At 71.3% G+C, this 23,630-nt stretch carries 20 protein-coding genes; 12 read left to right on the forward strand and 8 right to left on the reverse strand.

Annotation, left to right across the window (positions count from 1 at the left end):
• The first annotated feature begins 48 nt into the window (after positions 1-48).
• The 3 genes from AB0B91_RS37640 (at position 49) to AB0B91_RS37650 (ending at position 4,524) form a co-directional block, all read left to right on the forward strand.
• Positions 49-744 carry an SRPBCC family protein gene (locus AB0B91_RS37640; protein WP_358330255.1) on the forward strand — a complete coding sequence of 232 codons (696 nt, stop codon included), beginning with the start codon at positions 49-51 and terminating at the stop codon, positions 742-744.
• Between the two features lie 85 nt (positions 745-829).
• The gene (locus tag AB0B91_RS37645) at positions 830-3,463 is read left to right on the forward strand and encodes a CDP-glycerol glycerophosphotransferase family protein (protein WP_358330258.1); all 2,634 of its coding nucleotides are present in this window, start codon (positions 830-832) and stop codon (positions 3,461-3,463) included.
• Positions 3,460-4,524 carry a glycosyltransferase gene (locus tag AB0B91_RS37650; protein ID WP_358330260.1) on the forward strand — a complete coding sequence of 355 codons (1,065 nt, stop codon included), beginning with the start codon at positions 3,460-3,462 and terminating at the stop codon, positions 4,522-4,524. Before AB0B91_RS37645 ends, AB0B91_RS37650 begins: the two co-directional genes overlap by 4 nt.
• 4 nt (positions 4,525-4,528) lie before the next feature.
• Here the strand turns inward: AB0B91_RS37650 and AB0B91_RS37655 are convergent, their stop codons facing one another.
• The 3 genes from AB0B91_RS37655 to AB0B91_RS37665 are packed head-to-tail and all read right to left on the reverse strand — an operon-like array spanning position 4,529 to position 7,936.
• Positions 4,529-5,578: a sulfotransferase gene (locus tag AB0B91_RS37655; protein ID WP_358330262.1), complete on the reverse strand. Its 1,050-nt coding sequence runs from the start codon at positions 5,576-5,578 to the stop codon at positions 4,529-4,531.
• Positions 5,579-5,595: 17 nt separating this feature from the next.
• Entirely contained in the window at positions 5,596-6,447 is an 852-nt protein-coding gene (locus tag AB0B91_RS37660) for a CDP-alcohol phosphatidyltransferase family protein (protein WP_358330264.1), read from the reverse strand.
• Between the two features lie 49 nt (positions 6,448-6,496).
• Positions 6,497-7,936, reverse strand: a complete 1,440-nt coding sequence (locus tag AB0B91_RS37665) for a glycosyltransferase (RefSeq protein WP_358330267.1) — start codon at positions 7,934-7,936, stop codon at positions 6,497-6,499.
• Between the two features lie 155 nt (positions 7,937-8,091).
• Here AB0B91_RS37665 and AB0B91_RS37670 point away from each other — a divergent pair, with 155 nt between their 5' ends.
• Both AB0B91_RS37670 and pseI read left to right on the forward strand, forming a co-directional pair.
• Entirely contained in the window at positions 8,092-8,595 is a 504-nt protein-coding gene (locus AB0B91_RS37670; RefSeq protein ID WP_358330270.1) for a GNAT family N-acetyltransferase, read from the forward strand.
• Entirely contained in the window at positions 8,592-9,635 is a 1,044-nt protein-coding gene (gene pseI / locus AB0B91_RS37675; protein ID WP_358330273.1) for a pseudaminic acid synthase, read from the forward strand. Before AB0B91_RS37670 ends, pseI begins: the two co-directional genes overlap by 4 nt.
• Before the next feature lie 37 nt (positions 9,636-9,672).
• Here pseI and AB0B91_RS37680 read toward each other — a convergent pair whose 3' ends face one another.
• Positions 9,673-10,797, reverse strand: coding sequence for a hypothetical protein (locus AB0B91_RS37680; protein ID WP_358330276.1), 1,125 nt, complete (start codon positions 10,795-10,797; stop codon positions 9,673-9,675).
• Positions 10,794-11,522, reverse strand: coding sequence for a glycosyltransferase family protein (locus tag AB0B91_RS37685; RefSeq protein ID WP_358330279.1), 729 nt, complete (start codon positions 11,520-11,522; stop codon positions 10,794-10,796). Before AB0B91_RS37685 ends, AB0B91_RS37680 begins: the two co-directional genes overlap by 4 nt.
• Before the next feature lie 89 nt (positions 11,523-11,611).
• Between AB0B91_RS37685 and pseB the strand changes: the two genes are divergently transcribed.
• Both pseB and AB0B91_RS37695 read left to right on the forward strand, forming a co-directional pair.
• The gene (gene pseB / locus AB0B91_RS37690; protein WP_358330282.1) at positions 11,612-12,595 is read left to right on the forward strand and encodes a UDP-N-acetylglucosamine 4,6-dehydratase (inverting); all 984 of its coding nucleotides are present in this window, start codon (positions 11,612-11,614) and stop codon (positions 12,593-12,595) included.
• Complete coding sequence (locus AB0B91_RS37695) at positions 12,595-13,719, forward strand: aminotransferase class I/II-fold pyridoxal phosphate-dependent enzyme (RefSeq protein WP_358330285.1); 1,125 nt, start codon at positions 12,595-12,597, stop codon at positions 13,717-13,719. Before pseB ends, AB0B91_RS37695 begins: the two co-directional genes overlap by 1 nt.
• Before the next feature lie 72 nt (positions 13,720-13,791).
• Here AB0B91_RS37695 and AB0B91_RS37700 read toward each other — a convergent pair whose 3' ends face one another.
• The 3 genes from AB0B91_RS37700 to AB0B91_RS37710 are packed head-to-tail and all read right to left on the reverse strand — an operon-like array spanning position 13,792 to position 18,153.
• Complete coding sequence (locus AB0B91_RS37700) at positions 13,792-15,678, reverse strand: glycosyltransferase family 2 protein (protein WP_358330288.1); 1,887 nt, start codon at positions 15,676-15,678, stop codon at positions 13,792-13,794.
• A 28-nt stretch (positions 15,679-15,706) separates the two neighbouring features.
• Entirely contained in the window at positions 15,707-17,737 is a 2,031-nt protein-coding gene (locus AB0B91_RS37705; protein WP_358330291.1) for a hypothetical protein, read from the reverse strand.
• A complete protein-coding gene (locus AB0B91_RS37710) occupies positions 17,734-18,153 on the reverse strand; it encodes a hypothetical protein (RefSeq protein ID WP_358330293.1) in 420 nt (139 codons plus the stop codon). Before AB0B91_RS37710 ends, AB0B91_RS37705 begins: the two co-directional genes overlap by 4 nt.
• A 578-nt stretch (positions 18,154-18,731) precedes the next feature.
• Here AB0B91_RS37710 and AB0B91_RS37715 point away from each other — a divergent pair.
• From AB0B91_RS37715 to AB0B91_RS37735, 5 genes are all read left to right on the forward strand, one after another.
• The gene (locus AB0B91_RS37715) at positions 18,732-18,977 is read left to right on the forward strand and encodes an acyl carrier protein (protein ID WP_358330296.1); all 246 of its coding nucleotides are present in this window, start codon (positions 18,732-18,734) and stop codon (positions 18,975-18,977) included.
• Positions 18,958-19,710: an SDR family oxidoreductase gene (locus tag AB0B91_RS37720; protein WP_358330299.1), complete on the forward strand. Its 753-nt coding sequence runs from the start codon at positions 18,958-18,960 to the stop codon at positions 19,708-19,710. Before AB0B91_RS37715 ends, AB0B91_RS37720 begins: the two co-directional genes overlap by 20 nt.
• A gap of 108 nt (positions 19,711-19,818) precedes the next feature.
• Positions 19,819-21,276 carry an AMP-binding protein gene (locus tag AB0B91_RS37725; RefSeq protein ID WP_358330301.1) on the forward strand — a complete coding sequence of 486 codons (1,458 nt, stop codon included), beginning with the start codon at positions 19,819-19,821 and terminating at the stop codon, positions 21,274-21,276.
• Positions 21,273-22,304: an acyl-protein synthetase gene (locus AB0B91_RS37730; protein WP_358330304.1), complete on the forward strand. Its 1,032-nt coding sequence runs from the start codon at positions 21,273-21,275 to the stop codon at positions 22,302-22,304. Before AB0B91_RS37725 ends, AB0B91_RS37730 begins: the two co-directional genes overlap by 4 nt.
• The gene (locus tag AB0B91_RS37735) at positions 22,304-23,611 is read left to right on the forward strand and encodes an acyl-CoA reductase (protein ID WP_358330306.1); all 1,308 of its coding nucleotides are present in this window, start codon (positions 22,304-22,306) and stop codon (positions 23,609-23,611) included. The genes AB0B91_RS37730 and AB0B91_RS37735 overlap by 1 nt, the downstream gene beginning before the upstream one ends.
• Positions 23,612-23,630: the final 19 nt, after the last annotated feature.

Below are 23,630 nucleotides of genomic sequence, written 5' to 3' on the forward strand. Positions count from 1 at the left end.
GTAATGTCGCAATCAGACGGGGCGCAACGACACGAGAGGAGCGGATCGATGGCGATGCGGTTCGAGCACGAGTTCAGCGTTCCGGTGCCGGTCGAGCAGGCGTGGGCCGTGCTGCTCGATGTCGAACGGGTCGCCCCCTGCCTGCCGGGTGCCTCGCTCGACATCTTCGAGGGCGACGAGTTCACCGGCCGGATGAAGGTCAAGGTCGGTCCGATCACCGTGACCTACCGCGGCTCGGCCAGGTTCGAGAACGTGGACAAGGACGCTCACACGCTTACCCTCCAGGCGTCGGGCAAGGAGGCCCGCGGCTCCGGCACGGCCTCGGCGACCGTCAAGGCCACGCTGACGCCCGGCGACGGGTCCACCACGGTCTCCGTCGAGACGTCGTTCAACGTGACCGGCCGGCCCGCCCAGTTCGGGCGCGGGGTCATGGCCGAGGTGGGCGCGAAGCTCATCGACAGGTTCGCGGCCAACCTCGCGCAACTGCTGGCCGAGCCCGCCCACGAGGCGGCCGCCGTACCCGAGGAGCCCCAGGAGGACGGGCCGCGGCTGAGCGCGGTGCCGAGCCCTGAAGAGGACGTCCGGCCCGCCGGGACGCTGCGTACGTCGCTCACGCCGGACGAGGAGGCGCTCGACCTGCTGGAGATCGCCGGGACGCCGCTGCTGAAGCGGGTCGCGCCCGTCGTCGGGGCGCTCGCGGCGCTGCTGCTCATCGGCTGGTTGATCAGACGCCTCATGCGCTGATTCAGCAAAAACACCATCAAGTCCGGACACTTCACTCAGAGCCAGGGAAGATGCTCCCCAGATGTCTCATTTCGGGGGAGATGACATGCCGGACTGCACCGTTGTCGTCATCACCTACAACGACGCGGCCCGCCTTCCCAGGGCCGTGCGCTCCGTACTCGGCCAGTCGTTGCGCGATCTCGAAGTGATCATCGCCGACGACGCGAGCAACGACGACACGGCCCGGGTTGCGGGCGAGCTCGCACGGACCGATCCACGCGTCCACTACCTGCGCAGGCAGACCAACAGCGGCGGCTGCGGCGCGCCGCGCAACGACGGCCTCGACGCGGCGGCGGCGCCGTACGTGATGTTCCTCGACAGCGACGACGAGCTGCCCAGGCACGCCTGCAAGAGCCTGCTCGGCGAGATCGAGCGGACCGGCGCCGACTTCGTGGCCGGGCAGATCTCGCGGCTGCACGAGCGGAGCGGGCGGCTGGCGCCCTACTACCCGTCGCTGTTCGCCAAGCGGCGGGTCGTGGCGGGCATCCGCGAGGAGCCCGAGCTGTTCCTCGACTCCTTCAGCACCAACAAGCTCTACAACGTGCGGTTCCTGCGCGAGAACGGGCTGCGCTTCCCGGAGGACATCCACTACGAGGACCACGTCTTCGCCGCCGGGCTGTACGCCGTGTCGCGCCGGTTCGCGATCGTGCCCTGGGTGGTCTACCACTGGCACCGCGCGCCCGACGACAGCTCCATCTCGCTCAACATCAAGGAGCTGGACAACGTACGGCACCGCGTGGCGGCGGCCCGGCTGAGCGACGACGTGCTGCGGGCCCACGACGCCGGGGACCTGGTGCCCGCCCGGCAGGACCGCTTCCTCAGGCAGGACCTGCGGGTGTACCTCAACCCGCTGCCCAGGCGCGATCGGGTGTGGGTCGAGGAGTTCGCCTCGATCGTCCGGCCGTATCTGGAGGAGGTGCCGTCCGAGGCGTTCGAGCGGATCGAGCCGATGGCCCGGGTCTGCTGCCGGCTCATCCTCGACGACCGGGTCGACGACCTGATGGTGGCCGCCCGTTCGCTGTCGTACCCGTGCGCCGCCCCGCGGGTCGCGGTACGGCATGCGGGCCGTACGTACTGGGGCACGACGGTCACGCCCGGCATGGACATCACCAGGCTGCGGATGGCCGAGCTGCCCTACACCGCGGCCCGGCTGCGGCACGAGGTGACCGAGATCGCCGCCGACGGAGAGCGGATCCGGATGGTCGTGCATACCTACGACCCTTTTGGGATGCTGCCCAGCGAATGGACAGCCTTCCTCCAGCTCGGCGGCGAACGCGTCCCCATCAAGCCGGTCCCGTCCGGTGACGGCGGGTACGTAAGTAAGATCACCTTCACGCCCGCGGACTCGTGCGATCCACGCATCGGCTTCACCAGGCTCTCCGACGGCCGCACCACGACCGACCGGCTGATGGCCCCGCCCACCATGGAGCCGATCGCGCTGCGGGGGCGCACGGTCACGGCCGAGGGCAACGCCGCGTACCTGCGCGTGCGCGCGCCATCGGTCACCTCGCCGCTCCAGCGGATCAAGCGCCGGTTGATGAGGCGGCTCAGCACGCCGGCGATGAAACTGCGCTTCTACAAGGCGGTGATCCGCCTGCTCCCACCGCGCCGCAATCTTGCCCTGTTCGAGGCCGACGTGGGCAAGGGCTACACCGGCAGCCCGCGCGCCATCTACGAGGAGTTGCGGCGGCGCAACCTGCCGATCGACGTCGTCTGGTCCGTGGCCAGGGACCGGGCGAACTTCCCCGGCGACGCCCGCCTCGTCCGCCGCGGCGGCTGGCACTACGTGTGGCTGCTGGCCCGCGCGGGCATCTGGGTCGACAGCCACGGCTTCCCGCTCAACTACCCGAAACCACCCGGAACCCGCTATCTCCAGACCTGGCATGGCCAGGGCATCAAGTCGGTCGGCTTCGACGCGCCCGACCTGCGGGCCGACTTCGACCGGCCACGCGACGAGTGGCGCGCCGCCGTCGCGCGCTGGGACGCGCTCATCTCGCCGAGCGCCGAGTTCTCGCGGATCTTCCTGCCGTCCAACGGCTACCAGGGCTGGGTCCTCAGGTACGGCACGCCGCGCTGCGACGCGCTGGTGCGCCGGGAGACCCGGCACGACGTCATGGAGCGACTGGAGATACCGCCCGGCACGAAGATCCTGCTGTACGCGCCCACCTATCGCGACCGGGCCAAGAACAGCGGCCAGTCGGTGCGGGCGGACCTGGAGCTGATGGCCGAGGAGCTGTCCGGCGAGTGGGTGCTGATCCTGCGGACGCACCCGGTGGAACGTTTCAGCACCCCGCAGCACCTCAGGCACTTCGTCCGGCCCGCCGGGTCGTACCCGGAGATCAACGACCTGATCCTGGCCTCGGACGCGCTGCTCACGGACTACTCGTCGGTGATGTGCGACTACGCGCTGACCGGCAAGCCCATGGTGTTCCTGATCGACGACTGGGACGAGTACCGGCTGACCGAGCGGGGCGTCTACCACGACCTGCCCGCCATCGCCCCCGGGCCGTGCGTCACGACGACCGAGGAGGTGGTGGCGGCGTTGCGGGAGCTGCCGGCCGTACACGCGGCCTATGCCGAGCGGTACGCGGCCTTCCACCGGTTGTGGTGCGCCGACGAGCGGGGGGACGCCGCCGCGCGCGTCGTGGACGCCTTCTTCGAGCGCCGGGAGGCGTCATGACCGTGCTCTTCGCGTGCATGGACGCCGACACGCTGGGCGGCATCCAGCAGGTGACGCACACGCTGGCGCAGGGGCTGGCCGGACGCGGCTACGACGTGCACGTGGTCGGGCTGCACCGGGCGGCGGCACCGTTCCGCTACGTCGAGGCGCCGCGCTACCGGCACCATGTGATCAGCCCCGAGCCCGTGGGACCGCAGAGCCCGCGGGCCCGCCGGCGGGCCGACGAACGGCTGGCCGCCCTGCTCGGCCCGATGCGGACCGGTTTCGCGGTGCTGACCTCGCCGGGGGTGGTGACCCGGCTGACGTCCCTGCTGCCCCGCTCGCTGCGTCCGGTCGGGCAGTACCACGGCTCGTACGAGCACGCCCGCGGCTGCTGGCACCTCGGCTCGATCAGACAGCACTACCCCAAGCTCGACCAGGCGATCTTCCTCAGCGAGGACGACGCCTGGCGCTTCTCCGAGGACGCGCTGCTGCCCAACACCTGGACCCTGCCGAACCCGCTGGCGCGCTGGCCGCTGGAGGTCTCCGAGCTGGACACGCCCAGGGTGCTGGGAGTGGGGCGGCTGGAGGGGATCAAACGGTTCGACCGGCTCATCAGCGCGTTCGCCAGAGCCGCGCCGGAGCCGCCGTGGGAGCTGCACCTGATCGGCGACGGCGCCGAGCTGGAGCGGCTGCGCGCGCACGCCGTCCGCGAGGGCGTCGGGGACCGGGTGGTGTTCAGAGGCCGGGTGCCCGCCGCCGACATGCCGGGCGAGTACCTGAAGGCGGCGATCGTGGGGATGACCAGCGAGCACGAGGGGCTGCCCGTCGTGCTGCTGGAGTCGGCGGCGCACGGGGTGCCCGCGGTGGCGTTCGACGTGTCGGGCGGGGTGCGATCGGCCGGGCCGGTGCTCGTCCCGGCCGGGGACGTGGCCGCGTTCGCCGTGGAGCTGGCCCGGCTGATGGGCTCGGTGCGGGAGCGGCGGCGCCTGGGCGCCGCCGCTCGGGCACGGGCCGGCGCCTTCCGGCTCGACCACGTCCTGGACCGCTGGGAATCCCTGTTCGCTCACCTGGCCAGGTGAGGGTCTATCCCGCGCGCTGGGCCAGCTCGGGCGATTCGTTGCGCGGCTGCGGCACCCCGGCGAGCACCTGCTGCTTCGAGGTGAGCAGCGCGGCGACCGGGCTCGGCTCGCGCAGCCGGTTGATGCGGTCGCGCATCGCCTTGCGCATCCGGCTGGCGCGGCGCTTCTGCATCGTCTTCTGGAGGGTCAGCACGTGCTCCTTGGCCGCCGCCGGCGCGCCGGTCAGCTCGTATCCGTTGGCCTGGAGCCGGGCGCCGAGCACCTGCTCGCACAGCGCGATCTCCCAGCCGTCCAGGCGGGTGGTCCAGCTGCCCACCCTGCTGCGGGTGACCTCGCCGTGCGTGTTGCGGTGCCAGACCTTGTGCGGCGGGACCGCCACCTGGGCCGCCTCGCGCGGGGAGACCATCATCGGGTCGAAGTCCTCGTCGAGGAAGTGGCAGAGCTTCTTCATCTCGGTCGACGGGTCGTCGGTGAGGTCCTCGTACCGCAGCTCGTAGTAGGAGTCCTCGGGCATCGTCCGCCTCAGCTTGTTGCCCGCGTCGATGGCCTCGGCCCAGGTGGAGACCGCGTGGAAGGAGTCCAGGTTGTACCAGGGCATCTCCTTCAGCGACGAGACGCAGTCGCGGCCGTCCCTGATCAGGTGGATGAACTGGGCGTCGGGGAAGAGCCTGAGCAGCATGTCGACCTGCTTGACGTAGCTCGGCCGCTTGTCCCCCCAGCGGGGCTTGTCGAAACGGTCGGCGTACATGCGGAAGGTGGTGCCGATCACCGAGCCGAGCGACCCGGGCCCCTCGACGACCTGCCGGACGTAGTCGTCCTTGGCGAGCTTGAGCTCGTGGAACTTGGTGCTGCGGTCGCTGGAGATCCACTGCGCGAGCGCGCGGCGGCGCTCCTCCACGCGCAGGTCGCCGAACGTCCGGCGCCGATGGTAGGCCGGCACCAGGAACCTGGTCTCCGGTGCCACCGCGATCCGCGGGTGCGAGTGGAGCATGAGCTGCAGCATCGTGGTGCCGGAGCGCGGACACCCGACAACGAAGATGGGCCGGTCAGACATGAAAAACCCCCGAAAACTTAGACGAGAACGTGCTCTCGGCTCCCCTTGGAGGGCACGCGGTGCTTGCGTGTGAAGAGCCACATCCGGCGGACGAGGACGACCTCGTTGGCCAGCAGCAGGACGCTGGCGACCGCGGAGATCGGAATCAGCGCCACGGTGCCCAGGAGCGGCGCGACCACGAACACAGCGGCGTGGAACTCGATGCCGCTGATCAGGTGAGTACGGATACGGCGACGGGCCATGGCCTTGTTGAGCCGCCGGGCGAGACGACGTCTGCGGCTGAGCGGCGGCCTCTGGCGCGGAATCCGCACCTCGACCTCGTCGTCCTCCGCCCGGTCCGCGCCGTCCGCCTCCGCCTCTGTCTCCGCGTCGGCCCCGGCTTCAGCCTCGGCCCGGACGGTCTCGCGGACCCGCCTCATCTGTGGCGCGTTGACGTACCTGAACAGGTCGACCACGGCCACCGCCGCGCCCATGACGACGTATCCGACGTCGCCGGTGATCGCGTACTGTCCGTAGGCGAGCCCGGCGGCGCAGAACACCACCCTGATCCGGTCACCCAGGTAGTCGAGCCACAGACCGAAGGGCGTCCCCGAGCCCTTGAGCCGCGCGATCTTGCCGTCCAGGCAGTCCACCATGAAGCTCAGGTAGAACATGGCCGCCCCCGCGGCCAGCCGGTCCATCGCGAAAAATGTGGCCGACACCATGCCGAGGACCAGCGACAGGACCGTGAGCTGGTTGGGCGTCAACCGCGTGCGGTTGGCCACCAGCAGAGCGGCCCGGCAGGCGACCGGGTCCACGAAGTACACGGTCCACCAGGAGTCTCTCCGCTTGCGTGTCGAGTAGACGTCATCGAGCGAATAGGTCCTCATGGCTTCCAAGCATGGCGACGCGCTGTCGTGTTCCAATTACTCTCTGGAACTACTGGGTGATGTCCATGCCGGTTCTTGACCATCCTGGCACCGACAGCCGCCAGACCTTCTGCGCCTCCCCTTCGCGGAAGCACCCCTTCACCACCAGGCCGCACAATTCCACCCGGGCATGCAGCCGCCAGCTCGGGCCGCCCTTTTCGAGCAGCGCCGGGTCGATCGCCACCTGGACACCCCGCTCGCCCGTACGCTCCACGTCCAGCATCACGCGGCGCTCGCCGTCGGTCAGCCACATGTCGACCCGGGTCGGCTGCCGCGGCACCCGGTGGATGTAAGCCTCGCCGCGCACCTCGAACCGGCCCTCCACCCAGTCGCACGCGTCGACCATGGCCACCAGCTTGAGCTCCTCGCTCGCCTCGAAGACCGCGTCGGGGATGTTGAGGGTCCGGTCGCGGAAGTAGGGGTAGTCGCCGTACCAGCCGACCTCGCGCGGCAGGATCGGGGTGCCGTTGACCGAGTCGCGCCTGAATCCGCGCACCTCCCGCAGCTCCTTGACCAGGCCGCGGCTCAGCAGATGGAGTTCGAGCCTGCGCAGCGACGCCACCGAGCCGAGCGCGACGGGGCTCATCCCGGCCATCCACTGCTCCGAGAGTTCGAGCAGCGGCCCGATCTCGTCGTCCTCGCAGTACTCCAAGGCCTGGAACAGGAACAGGAGGTCCTTCTCCAGCACCAGGCCGTCGAAGGCGTCGATGAGCTGGGGCGCCTTCTCCGTGAGGAAAGCCCGGACCGCCCGGATGGCGGCCAGCCGTTCGGCCAGGTTCGACAGCTCCGCCCGCCGCTGCGTGATGGAGCTCTCCCCCTCCTCGCGCTGACGCCAGTGGTAGACGATGTCGGTCAGCACATCGACGCCGGTCGCCAGCACGTGCGCCCGCATGCTGAGCGGCACGTCCTCATAGATCCCCGCCGGGAACTCCAGCCCGTGCTCGTGCCAGAAGTCCTTCCGGTAGACCTTGTTCCACACCGTGCGGTCCCTGATCAGGACCTGCCGGTCCAGGATGTGCGTGCGCGGCGCGTGCCGCCTGAACACCTTCTCGTGCAGCGTCGACACGGTCAGCCCGCCCTCCTTCATGCGCAGCACCCCGCCGCACGCGAAGTCCGAGCCGCTTTCCCGCAACGACGCGACCAGCAGCTCGTACGCCGTGGGCGGCACGACGTCGTCGCCGTCGGCGAAGGCCAGATAGGTGCCGCGGGCCCGGCGGATCCCCGCGTTGCGCGCCGGACCCGGGCCCTGGTTCGGCTGGTCGAACAGGACGAAGCGGGGATCGCGCTTCACGAACTCCCGCGCCACCCGCACGCTTCCGTCCTCGGAGCCGTCGTCGACCAGGATGACCTCGATGTCCTCCAGCGTCTGCGCCGCCAGGGACTCCAGGCATTCGGCGAGGTAGGGCTCCACGTTGTAGATCGGGACGACGACGCTGAGCATGGGCGTCATACCAAGAAGCTCCCTTGGGTCGGGGTTGGGGTCGAGGGCAGCATGCCTCGGTCATCACCGCGGCAGGACCTTCGCTACCGCCCCCTGATCAGCTCTTTGCCGGACCGATCCGCTACGTTGTGCAGTCAGTCGAGCGCGCTGAGTAGGGAGACGCCGTGCTGAAAGCCGTACACGACCATGAGCTGCCCGCCATCCGCCGATGGCGCAACCACCCGAAGGTGCGGGCGGCCAGCTTCACCACCCACGTCATCGCCGAGGACGAGCACGCCCGGTGGTGGGCCTCGGTAAAGGACGACCCGGCCATCTGTGTGCTGATCTACGTGCACGACGGGACCGCCGCGGGGGTGGTGACGTTCTCCGGCCTCGACCCCGTCTCACGCAGCGGCGACTGGGGTTTCTACCTCGATCTGGCGGGGCTGGAGCGGTCGGGCGCGCTGCTGCCGGCCTGGATCGGGCTGGAGCGGTCGGCCATCGACCACGCGTTCGGCCCGCTGGGGCTGACCACGCTGCGCGGCGAGGTGCTCGCCGGCAACGAGGCGGCGAGGGGGCTGCACCGGCGCTTCGGCTTCGCCGAGGTCGCCGTCCACCAGCGCGACATCGACGGCGTCCGCCGGGACGTGGTCACCGTGGAACTCACCAGGAAGGACGACAGCGCATGATCTCCATCGCCGGGCGCGCGATCGGGGCGGACCAGCCGCCCTTCGTCATCGCCGAGATGTCGGGCAACCACAACGGCCGCCTCGAACAGGCGCTCGCCATCGTCGACGCGGTGGCCGACAGCGGCGCCCACGCGCTGAAGCTGCAGACCTACCGCCCCGACACGATCACCGTCGACGCCGACGGCCCCGCCTTCCGCCTGGCCGACGAGCACGAGCTGTGGGGCGGCGAACGCCTCTACCAGCTCTACGAGCGGGCCCACACGCCGTGGGAGTGGCACGAGCCGATCTTCGCCAAGGCTCGCCGCCGGGGGCTCATCCCGTTCTCCTCGCCCTTCGACCCGACGGCCGTCGAGCTGCTGGAGAGCCTGGACGCCCCGGCCTACAAGATCGCCTCCTCGGAGATCGTGGACCTCCCCCTGATCAGGCTCGCCGCCGCCACGGGGAAGCCACTGATCCTGTCCACCGGCATGGCGTCGATCGGCGAGATTCACGCCGCCGTGGCGGCCGCCCGTGACGCGGGCTGCGCCCAGCTCGCCGTGCTGACCTGCACCGCGACCTACCCCGCCGCGCCCAGCGAGAGCAATCTGCGCTCGCTGCCGCTGCTCGCCGGGCTCACCGGCGCGGTCGTCGGCATCTCCGACCACACACCCGGGCTCGGCGCCGCGCTGGCGGCGGTCGCGCTCGGCGCGTGCCTGATCGAGAAGCACGTCACCGTGGACCGGGGCGACGGGGGTGTCGACTCGGCGTTCTCGCTGGAGCCCACCGAGCTCGCGGCGCTCGTGGTGGAGAGCGAGCGGGCCTGGCAGTCGCTGGGCAGCGCGGTCATCGGGCCGCGGGCCTCCGAGAGCGAGGGGCTGCGGTTCCGGCGGTCGCTGTATGTCGTACGGGATGTGCGGGCGGGCGAGCCGGTGACGGAGCAGAACGTCCGCTCCATCCGGCCGGCCGGCGGGCTGCCTCCGGCGGCGGCGGCGCAGGTGATGGGCCGCCGCTTCGCCAGAGACGCCACGGTCGGCACGCCACTGACCTGGGACCTGGTCTGACGGCGGCCTTTTCACAGGAGAGCTGCACAGGAGGGCTTCACAGGAGGGCGAGGAGCGCGTCGGCGACGCGCTCCCTGCCCCGGCCGTCGATCAGCTTGGCGCCGCGCCTGCCGTACGTGTCGCGGGCCGCGGGGTCGGCGAGCAGGCGGGCGAGGACGCCGACGGCCACCGCGTCCGGGGCGGGGCCCAGACCCGCCGCGATGCCGCCGCCGACCAGCGCCTCGTAGCCGATCAGCTGGTTGTCGGCCACCCAGCTCAGCGCGGTCGGCACACCCAGGTGGAGCAGCTCCCAGACGGTCGAGCCGGCTGCGGTGACCACCAGGTTGGCCTCGGCCATCAGGCCGGGCAGCCGGTCCGTCGGCGGGATGACCGTGACGGGCCCGTCCACCTCGAACGGCACCGGGCTGACCACGGTCGCCCGGAACGGCAGCCCGGTGGCACACAGCGCCCCGGCCCAGGCCGGCGCCACACCGGCGCTGTCGGTGCCGCCGAAGAAACAGAGCACCAGCGGCCCCTCCGACCGGGCCGGGCGGCGTCGGGCGGTCCCTCGCATCAGCAGGACGCTGTCCCGCAGCAACGCGTAACGCGCCCCAGCCAACCGCGCGCCCCGAGGACCGGCTGGTCCCTCGTCCCGGTGACCGGCGAGCCCCTCGCCCCAGGGCCCAGCGGGCCTTTCGCCCCAGGGCCCGGCGGGCCTCCCGGCCCAGGGCCCGGCGGGCCTTTCGCCCCGGGGACCGCCCTCGGCCGCGCGCTCTCGGGGCGGTTGGAAGGGGCGCAGCTCGGCGCCGAGGTTCTGGTCGAGGTAGAGGTCCGCATCCTGGCCCAGCGGGTCGCCGTCGATGATCGCCAGCACGGCCGTGCCCGCCGCCCGCAGCGCCGCCCCCGTACCGGCGGCCAGCACGTACGAGTCCAGCACCACCGCGTCCAGCCCGAACACCCGCACCAGCTCGACCAGCGCCTCCGGCTCGGCAGGCGCGGCGCAGAGCGGGAACCCGCGCTGCCGCAACTGCGACGCCGCCCACTCGGACCCCGCCACCTCCCCCAGGAACAGCACCTCGGCCCCCCGCCCGCACAGCTCCTCGGCCAGCGCCACGCAGCGCATCAGATGACCGACCCCGCTCGCCACGCCCGCGTCGCAACGGAACCCCACCCGGTGCGTCACGCCTCCTGCAGCGCCTTCTGTGCCACGTGCGCGTTGAGCTCGCACACCTCGGGCCGGTCCCGCAGCCAGCCGACCAGCGACCGGACCGGCACGCACCCGTCGCCCAGCTCCGCGACGACGCGCGAGATGAGCCGCCAGTCGTCCTCCGTGTCGAGCGTGACCCGCAGGTCGGCCGCCGCCGGCGTGTAGGCGAGGCCGAGCAGCCGCGACTCGCCCGGATGCGAGTAGATGTAGGACGTGACGTGCGTACGGTGATGCGCGGTGGCCTCCAGATCGGCCCGTTTCAGCGCGGCCAGCCCCGCGATCTCCACGTCGAGCCCGCGCGGCAGCGTGCGCGCCAGGCTCGTGCTCAGATAGTCGAGGCCGGGCACCGCGCGGAAGACCAGCGCGGCCTCGCGGATCACCACCGGATCGAGCAGCGGGCAGTCCGCCGTGAACCGCATGACGGCGTCGCCCGGGTGTCCCCGCAGCACCTGCGTGAACCGGGTGAGCACGTCGTCGACCGGCCCCCGGTGCCAGAACACGCCGAGCCTGCGGCACTCCGCCACCACCAGGTCGTCGGCCGCCTCCGTGGTGGTCGCCACCACCAGGTCGTCGATCGCGGCCGCCTCGCGTACCGCACGGACCACCCAGCCCAGCACGGAGCGGCCGCCGAGCTCGCGCAGGACCTTGCCCGGCAGGCGGGTCGAGCCCATGCGCGCCTGAATGATTCCGACAATCCTCAACCGAAGCCCCATTCCCCTATGTGACTGTGTGTGATTTAACGATCGCGCTATGCTACCGGGCAGCTCGGATGTCTACGGCGGGGGGCCGCGTGAGCATTCTCAGTGGATCGTCGATTCTGATCACCGGAGGCACGGGGTCCTTCGGCAAGGCTTTCGTCCGTCACGCGCTGGACCACCTCGACGTGCGCCGCCTGGTGATCTTCTCGCGCGACGAGCTCAAGCAGTACGAGGCGCGTCACCTGTTCGACGACGACCCGCGGCTGCGCTGGTTCATCGGCGACGTGCGCGACAGGGGCCGCCTGACCAGGGCCATGCACCGCATCGACTACGTGGTGCACGCGGCGGCGCTGAAGCAGGTCGACACGGCCGAGTACAACCCGTTCGAGTACGTCGTGACCAACGTCTCCGGCTCCCAGAACGTGGTGGAGGCCGCCATCGACTGCGGTGTGCGCAAGGTCGTCGCGCTCTCCACCGACAAGGCGTCCAGCCCGATCAACCTGTACGGCGCGACGAAGCTGGTCGCCGACAAGCTGTTCGTCTCGGCCAACCACTACGCCGCCAGCCACGTGACCCGCTTCGCCGTGGTGCGCTACGGCAACGTGGTGGGCAGCAGGGGTTCGGTGGTGCCGTTCTTCCTGCGGCTGGCCGAGGAGGGCGGCAGCGTGCCGATCACCGACAAGCGGATGACCCGGTTCTGGATCACGCTCGACCAGGCCGTCCGGTTCGTGGTCGACTCCTTCGACCTGATGCAGGGCGGCGAGCTGTACGTGCCGCGCATCCCCAGCATGCGCCTGCCCGACCTGGCCCAGGCGCTGGCACCGCAGTGCCCGGTCTACGAGATCGGCGTCCGGCCCGGCGAGAAGCTGCACGAGGAGATGATCGGCCCCGACGACGGCCGCAGGACACTGCGGCTGAGTGACCGCTATGTCGTGCAACCGACGATCGCCACCTGGGGCTACGTGCCCCCGCAGGGCGGCGAGCTGCTGCCGGAGGGCTTCGCCTACCGCTCCGACACCAATGACCGCTGGCTGTCGGTCGACGACCTGCGCGCCATGGCCGCGGTCGGCCTCTGATGCTGCCCTACGGACGGCAGTCGATCGCCGACGCCGATGTCGAGGCCGTGACCGAGGTGCTGCGCGGCGAGTGGCTGACGACCGGGCCCACGGTCGCCTCGTTCGAGGCCGAGCTGGCCCGCTGGACGGGCGGCGTGCCGTGCCTGGCGGTCACGTCGGGCACGGCGGCCCTGCACGTCGCGTACGTCGCGGCCGGGGTCGGGCCGGGGGACGAGGTGATCACCTCGCCGCTGACGTTCGTGGCGACGGCCGCCACCGCCGCCATGCGCGGCGCCCGGGTGGTCTTCGCCGACGTGCAGCCCGACACGGGCAACCTCGATCCCGCGTCGGTCGAGTCGCTGGCGGGCGACGGCACCAAGGCGATCACCGCGGTCGACTACGCGGGCCATCCCGCCGACTACGACGAGCTGCGCGTGATCGCCGACCGGACCGGCGCCCTGCTGATCGGCGACGCCGCCCACTCCATCGGCTCGTTCTACAAGGACCGGCCGGTCGGGGAGCCGGCCGACCTCACCACGTTCTCGTTCTTCCCGACCAAGACCGTGACCACCGCCGAGGGCGGCGCCGTCGCCGTACGCGACCGCGACCGCTACGCCCGCGCCGCCCGGTTCCGCAACCACGGCCTGGTCCGCGACCCGGCCGAGCAGCGCGACCCCGACCACGGTGGCTGGCACCAGGAGGTCCACGACTTCGGCCTCAACTACCGGCTGCCCGACGTGCTCTGCGCGCTCGGCATCAGCCAGCTGCGGCGGCTCGAACACTTCCGCGCGCGCCGAACCGACCTGGTCGCCCGCTACAACGCGCTGCTCGGTGACCTGACGGGGCTGACACTTCCCGCCCAGCGCCCCTACACCACCCCGAGCTGGCACCTCTATCCGGTCAGGATCCGCGACGGGCGCCGGCGGGAGGTGTACGACCGCATGCGGGCCGAAGGCATCGGGGTGCAGGTCAACTACCTCCCGGCCTATTGGCATCCGGTCTTCGCGGACCTCGGCTACCGGCGCGGGATCTGCCCCGAGGCCGAGGCCTATTACGCCGAGCAGCTCTCTCTGCCGCTCTTCCCCGACCTCACCGACCACCAGCAGGACGAGGTCGTCGACCGGCTGCGCGCCATCCTGGAGTGATCCGCGGCTTGCCGACTCGCCGGCTCGCTGGTGGGTCGGTGCGTCGGCTCGCTGACGTGTCGGTGCCTCGGCTCAGCGTTCGGCGAGCATGAGGTTGCCGTCGTCGCCCCGGTCGACCAGGAAGCGCCGCTCGGCGACGGTCACGATCGGCCGCGCCTGGGTACGCGCCAGCGGCCGGATCATCCGGCCCTGGTCGATGACGAAGTCCCAGCGCGACTCATGGCCGACGACCTCGTCGATGTCCACCAGCGGCACCCGGGCCCGGAAGTCGTGCCCGGCCAGCGTGACGGGGAAGTACATCTCCTCGCCGTCACTCCTGCGTACCAGCCGCAGCACCGGATCGCCGTCGCCCGGGTCGGCGAGCTGGCCGGAGAAGACCAGGTCGTCACCGTCGACCCGGCACTCGCCGATCAGCGCCTGGGCCCGGCGCAGCCGCAGCCCCCAGGCCCCGCCGCCGCCGCGTACCGGCACCAACCACACCCCCGCCGTACGCCTCGGCGCGGGCACCAGCGGCGGCAGCCAGCGCGGTCCCGCGACCTTCGCCTCCAGCGTCAGCCGGTGAGCGCGCAGCCGCACCTTCAGGTTCCAGTGCCCCCGGCGGGCGAGCCGCGGGCCCGTCAGAGCCGCCGGGTCGAACGCGAACTCGAAGGAGAAGCCGTGCTCGGGCACCGCACCGCCCTCCTCCTGCTCGACGTTCGCCCAGGTCGACGAGACAGGCTGGTCGGACAGCGGGATGACGTCGCCGGTCCTGCGCTCCTCCAGCCACACCTGCACGCTCGTCCTGCGCAGCTCCGACGCGTCGAACCGGTCCACGCTCACCCGGCCCGTACCTCTGAGCAGGCCGTCGTGCCACTCCAGTTCGAGCAGGCGGGCCGACAGGCTGAGCTCGGCCGACACCTCCGACAGATGCCTGGGCATGGCCGAGTGCCGACCGTGCCAGCGCTTGCGCAGGAGTCCCACGGGGCTGATGCGCGGTTGCAGGAGGCCTTCGCGGTCCTGCTCGAAGACGCGCGCCAGCTCGTCCAGGCGGCGCCCGTGGAGCAGGTGCGCCTGCAGCCGCTGCGCGAACGGGATGCTCTCCCAGGCCTCCGGCGCGACGCCGTCGAGATAGCGGACGATCAGGTCGACGAGGTCGGGGGCGGCCGCGGCGCCCATCCCGGCCATGGCCGCCACCGCCACGGTCATGTCGATGTCGAGCGTGTCGCGGTCGAAGTGCGGTCTGAGCGCGGGCGCGCGGTCGTCCAGCAGCGCGGCCGTCTGCAGCACCGACAGCAGGCGGTCACGCAGGTTGGCCGGCTCCAGGCAGCGCTGGGTGATCGAGGAGCCCTCCTCGTCACGCTGCCGCCAGTGATAGACGATGCCCTTGATCACGTCGACCGACGAGGCGCCCACGTGCGCGGCCATGGCGACCGGCTGGTCCTCGTACATGCGCTCGGGGAAGGTCAGGCCGAGGGCGTCCCAGAAGTCGCGCCGGTAGACCTTGTTCCACAGCATGCGGTCGCGGATCAGCAGCGGGTGGCGGGTGATGTGGGTGCGCTTGAGCGGCTCGGCGAACGCCCGCTTGTGCGCCCACGAGGGTACGAGCAGGTTGCGGTAGATCCGCATGACGTTGCCGCAGGCCAGATCGGAGCCGGTGGCCTCCAGGGAGGAGACCAGCCGCTGGAACGCGCGGGGCGGCACCATGTCGTCGCCGTCGACGAAGGCGAGGTAACGGCCCGTCGCCCGCCGTACGCCGATGTTGCGGGCCCGCCCGACCCCCTGGTTGGCCTGCCGGATGAGACTGATCCGCTCGTCGGTCGCCATCCGGGCCTCGACCACGGCGGCGCCGGCGTCGGTGCTGCCGTCGTCCACGCAGATCATCTCAAGGTCCTGGAGCTTCTGCGCGGCCAGCGAATCCAGGCAGGAACCGATGTACTTCTCGACGTTGTAGAACGGGACGATCACCGAAAGAACCGGCACAAGAACTCCTCTTCGTCAGCCGGATTCGTCAGCCGGACAGGAGGCGCAGGACCCTGCGGGCGACCTTGCGCGGGCGAGCCAGGCGGCGGGAGAGCCGGTAGCCGAGCGTCCTGCGGTAGGCGGCTGACTTCCGCTGGCTCTTTCTCAACCGGCCCCTGGCCCGCAGCAGCTCGCGCTCGCGGTAGGTGAGCTTGGTCTCCAGACGGGACACCCTGGCCAGCGCGGCGGTCAGCTGGTCCGCCAGCCGGTCCCGCGCGCCGAGCAGGTCACGGTACGTCGGGGCGGCCTCGCTCAGCTCGGCCGGCTGCCCCAGCTCGGCGTCCAGCTTGCGGGCCAGATCGAGGTCGGCCTGGTCACACGGCCGGCCCGCCATGCCGCAGAGCGTCAACGCCAGTTGCTCGGCCTGCCGCGGCCACGGCCACGGATGGTGGTGACCGGCGGCCAGCAGACGTACCGCGAACCGCCACAACACCCGGCACAGCACCACACGGCCGGCCGGCCGATCGGGTGGCACAGGCACGGGATGGATCGCGGCGAACCTCTCGCCGTCCCAGACCAGGTTGTCGGCCGCGGCGTCACCACCCATCTCGACCCAGCCGCCGAGCGCGGCGAGCAGATCGCGCACTGCCCGCACGTCCTCCCGCGCGCACGCCTCGACCAGGACCTCCTCCACAACCCGTCCACCGGGGATGGCCCGCTCAACGCCGTCGGGCAACTGGCGGGTGGTGCTCCGGGTGACCTCGTGTACGGCGTGCCCCTCCTCGACGAGCCCGAGCGGCAAACTCACCACGACCGGCGCAACCGGCGGGACCGGGGCGCTGGACTCAGCCGCGACGCCGGACGCGGCCAGGGCGCTGCACTCGGTAGAAACACCGGACTCGGCCGCGACGCCGGACGCGGCCAGGGCGCTGGACTCGGTAGAAACACCGGACTCGGCCGCGACGCCGGACGCGGTCAGAGCGCTGGTCGCGGCCGGGGCGGTGGTCGCGGTCGCGCTCGGAGCGGTGGTCGTGGTCGGGGGTCGGGTTGCGATCGCCACCCATATCGGGGCGAGTTGCTCACCGAGGCCGTGTCTGAACACCAGCCGGGTCAGCCGCAGCGGGTCGGCTACCAGCATCCTGTCGCCGCCACGGGCGCTCAGCGGAACCGTGAGCGCGTCGGGCAGGCCGCGCCCGAGCAGTTCGCGGGCGAGCAGCCCGCGCGGCGCCGCACGGCCGGGATAGGCCGCGTAACACCTCTCGGGGACCAGTCCGGCCGCCACCAGCTCATCGTCGAGGGCGCCGGAGCCGTCCGGATAGCCCTGGTCGAAGCCGTGCGGCTCCCAGTGCTCGTCGGCTCCCGCCCTGTCGGCGGGCCTGGCCTCGACGAACCGGTCGATCCCCAGGTCATTGCTGACACTAAGAACAAACCGCCCGCCCGGCGCGACACGCGCGGCGAGCATGCCCAGCGACTCACGCCAGGGCGGCGCGACCTCCTCGGCCGAGTGCGTACGCCGCACCCCGTCGAGCGCCAGAACCAGGTCGTACGTCTCCTCCGCCGGCAACGCCGACAGGCGGCCGCAGTGCACCGCCATACCGGGATGACGCTCGGCGAGGGCGCACGCGTCGGGATAGGAACGCAGCAGCACGGCCACCGACGAGGCCCGCGCCACCACCTCGTCCACCAGACCGCGCGGATGCGGCCCGACCAGCAACACCCTGGCCCGCTCGCCACCCCAGGCCCGCTCCCTGGCCAGCCCATCACCGCAGGCCCGCTCCCCGGTCCTGGCCGTCCCATCACCCCAGGCCCGCTCCTCGGCCCTGGTCCACTCGTCGCGCCTGGCCCGCTCCTCGGCCCTCACTCGCTCCTCGGCCCTGACCCATTCGTGGCATCTGGTCCCCTCTTCGGCGCCGGCCTCCTCGTCGGCCCTGGAAGGCTTGTCGGTTTCGACGGGGAGCAGGCGCCTGACCAGTTCGAGGGCCACGCCCCGCCAGTCCGTGACGCCGGACGTATGGGATGAGTCTGACCACAGCAGCATCTCGCCGCCGATCAGCCGGACGTTCTCGGGTGCCTCGTTCATGCGCATCGCGCCCGCTTCCAGCCGAACATTCGCCGTAGCTCCTCCGGTGTCGCCTGATACTCGAATCCCAACTCCTGCCGCGCCGCCTCCCTGGCCGCCTCAGGATCGACGCGCTCGCCGTGCAGCTCGGGCCAGAGCCGCATCCGGCGGGCGGTGCCGCCGTACTCGGGCCGCTCGTCCTCGAACTGCATCGGGTCCCCGTAGACGGCGACCTCGCAGCCCACGGAGGCCCCGTAGAACAGCGCGCTGCCGAGCCGGTTGGAGGCCACCCGGCGATGCCGCCGCAGCTGGGCGAGCTGGCCAGGCAGGAAGTCCCGCCCCTTGCCGTCCCACCGCGAACCACGTTCGCCATGGCAGATGACCCGGAAACCCGCCGACCGATAAGCACGCCGGATGTCCGGATTAGCGAATTCCAACCAGTAAAGACAGATTGTCACCGACCCTGTCTCCACTTCGGCGATTTCGGCGGCGAGTCGGGCATGGTCCCCGATGACCGAATGCTTTTCCCAACCGTGGAAGGGGTACCAGATCGTACCCTCTCCTTCGGGAGCAGCGGCCGTTCGGGGCTCCATATCAAGCAGGTAGATCCACGGCGCGCCGATGACATAGTGACCTCGGCGGCCCATGGACCAGCCACGGCGTCTGAGCACGTCGGACCAGACGAAACGGGGGTAGCCGGGGCTGCACCAGTGGTCGTTGGGCGGGAATCCGTGGAGATAGTTCCAGCCGTGCTGCAAGAAACCCTGTATTCGCCGGGGAGTGTCTTCCGCCACTTCACAGTATCGGCCGAGTATGCGGGAGTGCCCGTACCAGTGATTGGATTCGTCCATCATTCCCCCTGTAGCGGTTGACGCGCGCCATGCGACATTCCCAGCCCGGCACAGCGGGCACTCGCCGTTATACGGTTCCATTACTCACGACGGGGGCTTGGTTTCTGTTGACGGACGATCATGGCTACACTGAGTCGTTGTCCGGCGACAGAAAGTGAGCAGACATGAGCCAGCTCGACCGCCTGCGCGGCGTCTTCCGCGCCTCGCTGAGCCTGCCGGCCGACACGGACGTCGACGGGCTCCACTACCGCGCGATCCCGCAGTGGGACTCGCTGGCCCACATGGCCCTCGTCGCCGCGATGGAGGACGAGTTCGGCATCATGATCGACACGGATGAGATGATCGACATGAGCTCGTTCGCCAAGGCCGCAGAGCTGCTGGAGAAGCACGGTGCCGACGCCGTCACCTGACCTTCGCGTCGCGCTCGTCACCGGCTCCACGCTGGGCATCGGCCGGGCCGTCGCCGTCCGGCTGGCCCGGACCGGCCACGAAGTCGTGGTCCATGGGCGAGACCGTGAGCGAGCCGCCAAGGCGGCGGCCGAGGTGGCCGCCGAGACCGGCGGCCACACCGACGCGGTCCACGGCGACGTGGCCGACCCCGCCGCGGTGTCCGCGATGCTGCGGGAGATCCACCGGCGACACGGGCGGCTCGACGCCCTGGTGATCAACGCGGGCGGGCACGCGGCCAGCCTGCTCGGCATGATGCACAGCGACGTGGTGAGCAGGCTCTTCCACGTCAACGCGATTGGCGCCACCCACACCCTGCAGGCCGCGGTCAAGCTGCTGCGCAGGGGCACGGATCCAACCGTGGTCCTGGTCTCCTCGGTCATGGGCCGCAAGGGAGCGCCCGGCCAGGCCGTCTACTCCGCCACCAAGGCCGCCGTGCTCGGCCTCACCCTGGCCGCCGCCAAGGAGCTGGGGCCTCAGGGCATCCGGGTCAACGCGGTGGCACCCGGTTACATCCAGACCGACATGCTCTCCACGCTCGACGACCGGGCACGCGCCGAAACCATCGCCGCGACCCCGCTCGGCCGCCTGGGCACCGCTAGCGACGTGGCCGCCGCGGCCGCCTTCCTGCTCTCCACCGACGCCGGTTTCATCACCGGCCAGGTCATCGGGGTGGACGGCGGGCTGGTGCTGTAAGCCTCCGACACGATGGACGGGCGGTCTTCTATGAACGCTTCACTTCACCCCACCGACGGTTCCCCGCCACACACCAACGGCGGGACCGCGGGCGACGGGCGAGCTTCCATGCCCCCTTCCCCACACCCCGGCGTGCACACTGACGGCGAGGCGATGGGGTCACTGTCTCGTTCCCCCCGCCCCGGCGCGCCCCACACCGCGGACGCCACTGACGGCGGGATCGGGGGCTCTGCGCGGCAGGAGGTACGACCCACGGAGTGCTTTCCGCACCCCGATGCGCGGATCGTCGTCGCCGGGGAGCCGGGTGTGCTTACCGGCGACGAGTTGGCCGCCCGGATCGGGAGCGCCACGCAGTCCCTGGCCGCCCTGCCACCCGGCCCGGTGTTCTGCGGCATGCGCAACGATCTGCCGTCCGTCCTGAGATACCTCGCGGCGTTGCGGGCGGGCCGGCCCATCGCGTTGCTGGACCCCGACCTGCCGCCCCGCACGCTGGCCGAGCTGGCCGCCAGGTTCAAGCCCGCCGCCCTGCTGGGCTTCACGCGGGCCGCCGACGGTCTGCGGCGCGCCAGGGGCGGCACCCCCGAGCCCCACCCGGACCTGGCCGTCCTGCTCGCCACCTCGGGTTCCACCGGCAACCCCAAGCTCGTACGCCTGTCACGCTCCGCCGTGCTGGCCAACGCCCGAGCAATCGCCACCGCCCTGGCCATCGGCCCCGACGAGACCGCGCCCACCAGCCTCCCGCTCTACTACAGCTACGGCCTGTCGGTGCTCAACAGCCATCTCGCCGCGGGCGCCACCGTGGTGCTGACCGACGCGGGCCTGCTCGAACGGTCCTTCTGGACCATGCTCGACGAGCACCGCTGCACCTCGCTCGCCGCGGTCCCCTACCAGTACGAGATGCTGCGCAAACTCCGCTTCGACCCGGCCGAACACCCCGCGCTCACCACCCTCACCCAGGCGGGCGGGCGGTTGCGCCCCGAGCTGGTCACCGAGTTCGCCGCCAACGCCAAGCGGTTCTTCGTCATGTACGGCCAGACGGAGGCGACCGCCCGCATCGCCGTGCTCCCCCACGACCGCCTGGCCACCAAACCGGGCTCCGCCGGCCTGGCGGTCCCCGGCGGCCGCCTGACCATTGACGACGGCCAGGTCGTCTACCACGGCCCCAACGTGATGATGGGCTACGCCGAAACGGCCGACGACCTGGCCAGAGGCGACGACCTGGGCGGCGTGCTGCCTACGGGCGACCTCGGCCACCTCGACGACGAGGGCTTCCTCTACATCACCGGCCGGATGAGGCGCATCGCGAAGGTCTTCGGCGTACGCGTCAACCTCGACGACATCGAACACCTGCTCCGCGACCGCGGCCCCGTCGCGGCCACGAGCGGCGACGACCGCATCACGGTCTGGGCCGAGGGCCTCGACACCGACGGCTGCACCACTCTCGCCCGGCGGCTGGGGTCCGAGCTGCGGCTCCACTGGAGCGGGTTCGACGTGCGCGGCGTCGACCGGCTGCCGCTGCTCGGCACGGGAAAGATCGACTACAGCGCGCTGGAGGCCCGTACATGAGTGTCTTCACCTTGGCCCAAGGCGCGAAGGAGGCGGTGCTGCTGCCTGAGCTGGTCGCGCTGACCGAGCGGCATCGGCGGGCGTGCCTGCCGTACCGGAGGATTCTCGACGCGATCGGAGCGGTGGGGCCGTACGAGCGGGTGGCGGATCTGCCGTGGTTGCCGGTGCGGCTGTTCAAGACGCACGAGTTGCGCAGTGTGCCGGAGAGTGCGGTGTTCAGGGTGCTCACCTCCAGCGGGACGACCGGGCAGCGGCCCAGCCGCGTCTACCTCGACCGCGACGCGGCGGCCGCGCAGCCGCGCATGCTGGCGGCGACCCTCCGGGCGGTGCTGGGCGGGCGGCGGCTGCCGATGCTGATCGTCGACAGCCGGTCGGTGGTACGCGATCCCACGCTGAGCGCTCGCGGCGCGGGCGTGCTCGGCATGATGAACTTCGGCAGGGATCACACCTTCGTCCTCGACGAGGGTGGCGGGCTGGATGCCGAGGCGGTCAAGGGCTTCCTCGCGCGGCATGGTGGTGCGCCCTATCTGATCTTCGGGTTCACGTTCATGGCGTGGTCGCACCTGCGCGAGCTGGGGCTTGATCTGTCGCAGGGGGTGCTGATCCACTCCGGGGGCTGGAAGCGGCTGGCCGAGCAGGCCGTCGACCACGCCACCTTCCGCGGGCGGCTGGGCGAGGACTGCGGGCTGCGGCGGATCCACGACTTCTACGGGATGGTCGAGCAGATCGGCACCGTGTTCCTGGAGGGGCCGGATGGGGGTGGGCTTTACTGCCCCGATTTCGCCGATGTCGTGATCCGTGACCCGGAGACGTGGCAGGAGGCGCCTGTCGGCGTGCCGGGGCTGATCGAGGTGGTCAGCACGCTGCCCACCTCGTATCCGGGGCACGTCCTGCTGACGGAGGACCTCGGCGTGGTGCACGGGGTGGACGACGGAGTGTGGCCGGGCAAGCGGTTCTCGGTGCTCGGGCGGCTGCCGAGGGCAGAGGCACGCGGCTGCAGCGACACGGCGGCACGGGCGGCGGCGTAATGGATGAGCGACCGGCCGAGCCCCTCGACATTTCCCCCGCCGCCACGCCCTCTGCTGCGCCGGTCGAGCGGGCCGGCCTCGCTGCCGAGTCCGCGCGGGTCGGGGTTCGGTTTCCCGAGGGGCCGGATGTGTCCGTTGGGGCGTTGGTCGGGCAGGTGCGCGAGGGTGAGCCGCTCGCGGTGGGTGATGAGCGGATTCGCGGGTTTCTCGTTGGGGTCGGGAGGCGGTTGCTGAGCCCCGAGCTGGCGCGGCGCCACCCGGAGCTGGCCTCGCTCGGCTTCTTCCTGCGGCCCAGCGAGCTCGCCCGGATTCTGGACGGACCGCGGGGCGATCAACTGCGGGCGCCGCGCGGTCTGGTGTTCCATGTCCCGCCCGCGAACGTCGACACCGTCTTCGTCTACTCCTGGGCGCTGTCGGCGTTGATGGGCAACCGCAACGTGGTACGCCTGTCACCCCGCGCGGGCGCCGTGGCCGCGACGATCACGCGGACGCTGCAGGAGTCGCTGGCCGACGCCGATCCGGTGGTGGCCGCCACGCAGCGCATCGTCACGTACGACCGTTCCGACGCCGTCACCGCGGCCCTGTCGGCGGCCTGCGATCTGCGGGTCATCTGGGGCGGCGACGCCACGGTCGACGAGATCCGCCGTCATCCGCTCGCCCCGCACGCGCGTGACCTGACCTTTCCCGATCGGACGTCGTTCGCGGTGCTCCGGGCGGCGGCCTGGCTCTCGGCGTCGGCCGCCGCCCGGGGCGCGGTCGCCGACGGGTTCGCCAACGATGCCTACTGGTTCGACCAGGCGGCGTGCTCCTCCCCTCGCACCGTCTACTGGGTCGGCTCGCCCGCCGACTGCGACGCGGCGCGCGACGGCTTCACCGCCTGCCTGGCGCGGGCGGTGGCGCAGCGTGGGTGGTCCGTGGACGCCGCGATGGCGGTCGAGAAGCGGGTGGCGACGTACGGGCTGGCCGCCGATGGCCAGGCCAGTGCCATCGACTTCCACGGCAACGCGCTGGCCAACGTCACGCTGGCCGGGCCTGAGGCGGCGCCGCGGCGGTGGCTGGGCACGGGGACGTTCGCGCATGCCCGGATCGAAGGGCTCGGGGAGTTGGCCCGGCTGGTGGAGCGCCGGGATCAGACGATGACGCACTTCGGGTTCGTCCCGGCCGAGCTGGAGTTGCTGGCGGGGGCGCTGGGCGGGCGGGGGGTCGATCGGATGGTGCCGATCGGGAGCGCGCTGAGCTTTCACCGGGTTTGGGATGGTGTGGAGCTGACCACGGAGTTCACCCGCCTGGTGACAGTTATCGCATGACGAGCACGACCGCCGTTGC

Source organism: Nonomuraea sp. NPDC049141 (genome assembly GCF_040648415.1).
GTDB lineage: Bacteria > Actinomycetota > Actinomycetes > Streptosporangiales > Streptosporangiaceae > Nonomuraea.

What these genes read in the sequence shown, in the direction of transcription:
- AB0B91_RS37640 (WP_358330255.1), top strand. Translation starts at nt 49, where the DNA reads ATGGCGATGCGGTTCGAGCACGAGTTCAGCGTTCCGGTGCCGGTCGAG.
- AB0B91_RS37645 (WP_358330258.1), top strand. Translation starts at nt 830, where the DNA reads ATGCCGGACTGCACCGTTGTCGTCATCACCTACAACGACGCGGCCCGC.
- AB0B91_RS37650 (WP_358330260.1), top strand. Translation starts at nt 3,460, where the DNA reads ATGACCGTGCTCTTCGCGTGCATGGACGCCGACACGCTGGGCGGCATC.
- AB0B91_RS37655 (WP_358330262.1), bottom strand. Translation starts at nt 5,578, where the DNA reads ATGTCTGACCGGCCCATCTTCGTTGTCGGGTGTCCGCGCTCCGGCACC.
- AB0B91_RS37660 (WP_358330264.1), bottom strand. Translation starts at nt 6,447, where the DNA reads ATGAGGACCTATTCGCTCGATGACGTCTACTCGACACGCAAGCGGAGA.
- AB0B91_RS37665 (WP_358330267.1), bottom strand. Translation starts at nt 7,936, where the DNA reads ATGACGCCCATGCTCAGCGTCGTCGTCCCGATCTACAACGTGGAGCCC.
- pseI (WP_358330273.1), top strand. Translation starts at nt 8,592, where the DNA reads ATGATCTCCATCGCCGGGCGCGCGATCGGGGCGGACCAGCCGCCCTTC.
- AB0B91_RS37695 (WP_358330285.1), top strand. Translation starts at nt 12,595, where the DNA reads ATGCTGCCCTACGGACGGCAGTCGATCGCCGACGCCGATGTCGAGGCC.
- AB0B91_RS37705 (WP_358330291.1), bottom strand. Translation starts at nt 17,737, where the DNA reads ATGAACGAGGCACCCGAGAACGTCCGGCTGATCGGCGGCGAGATGCTG.
- AB0B91_RS37715 (WP_358330296.1), top strand. Translation starts at nt 18,732, where the DNA reads ATGAGCCAGCTCGACCGCCTGCGCGGCGTCTTCCGCGCCTCGCTGAGC.
- AB0B91_RS37725 (WP_358330301.1), top strand. Translation starts at nt 19,819, where the DNA reads ATGCCCCCTTCCCCACACCCCGGCGTGCACACTGACGGCGAGGCGATG.
- AB0B91_RS37730 (WP_358330304.1), top strand. Translation starts at nt 21,273, where the DNA reads ATGAGTGTCTTCACCTTGGCCCAAGGCGCGAAGGAGGCGGTGCTGCTG.
- AB0B91_RS37735 (WP_358330306.1), top strand. Translation starts at nt 22,304, where the DNA reads ATGGATGAGCGACCGGCCGAGCCCCTCGACATTTCCCCCGCCGCCACG.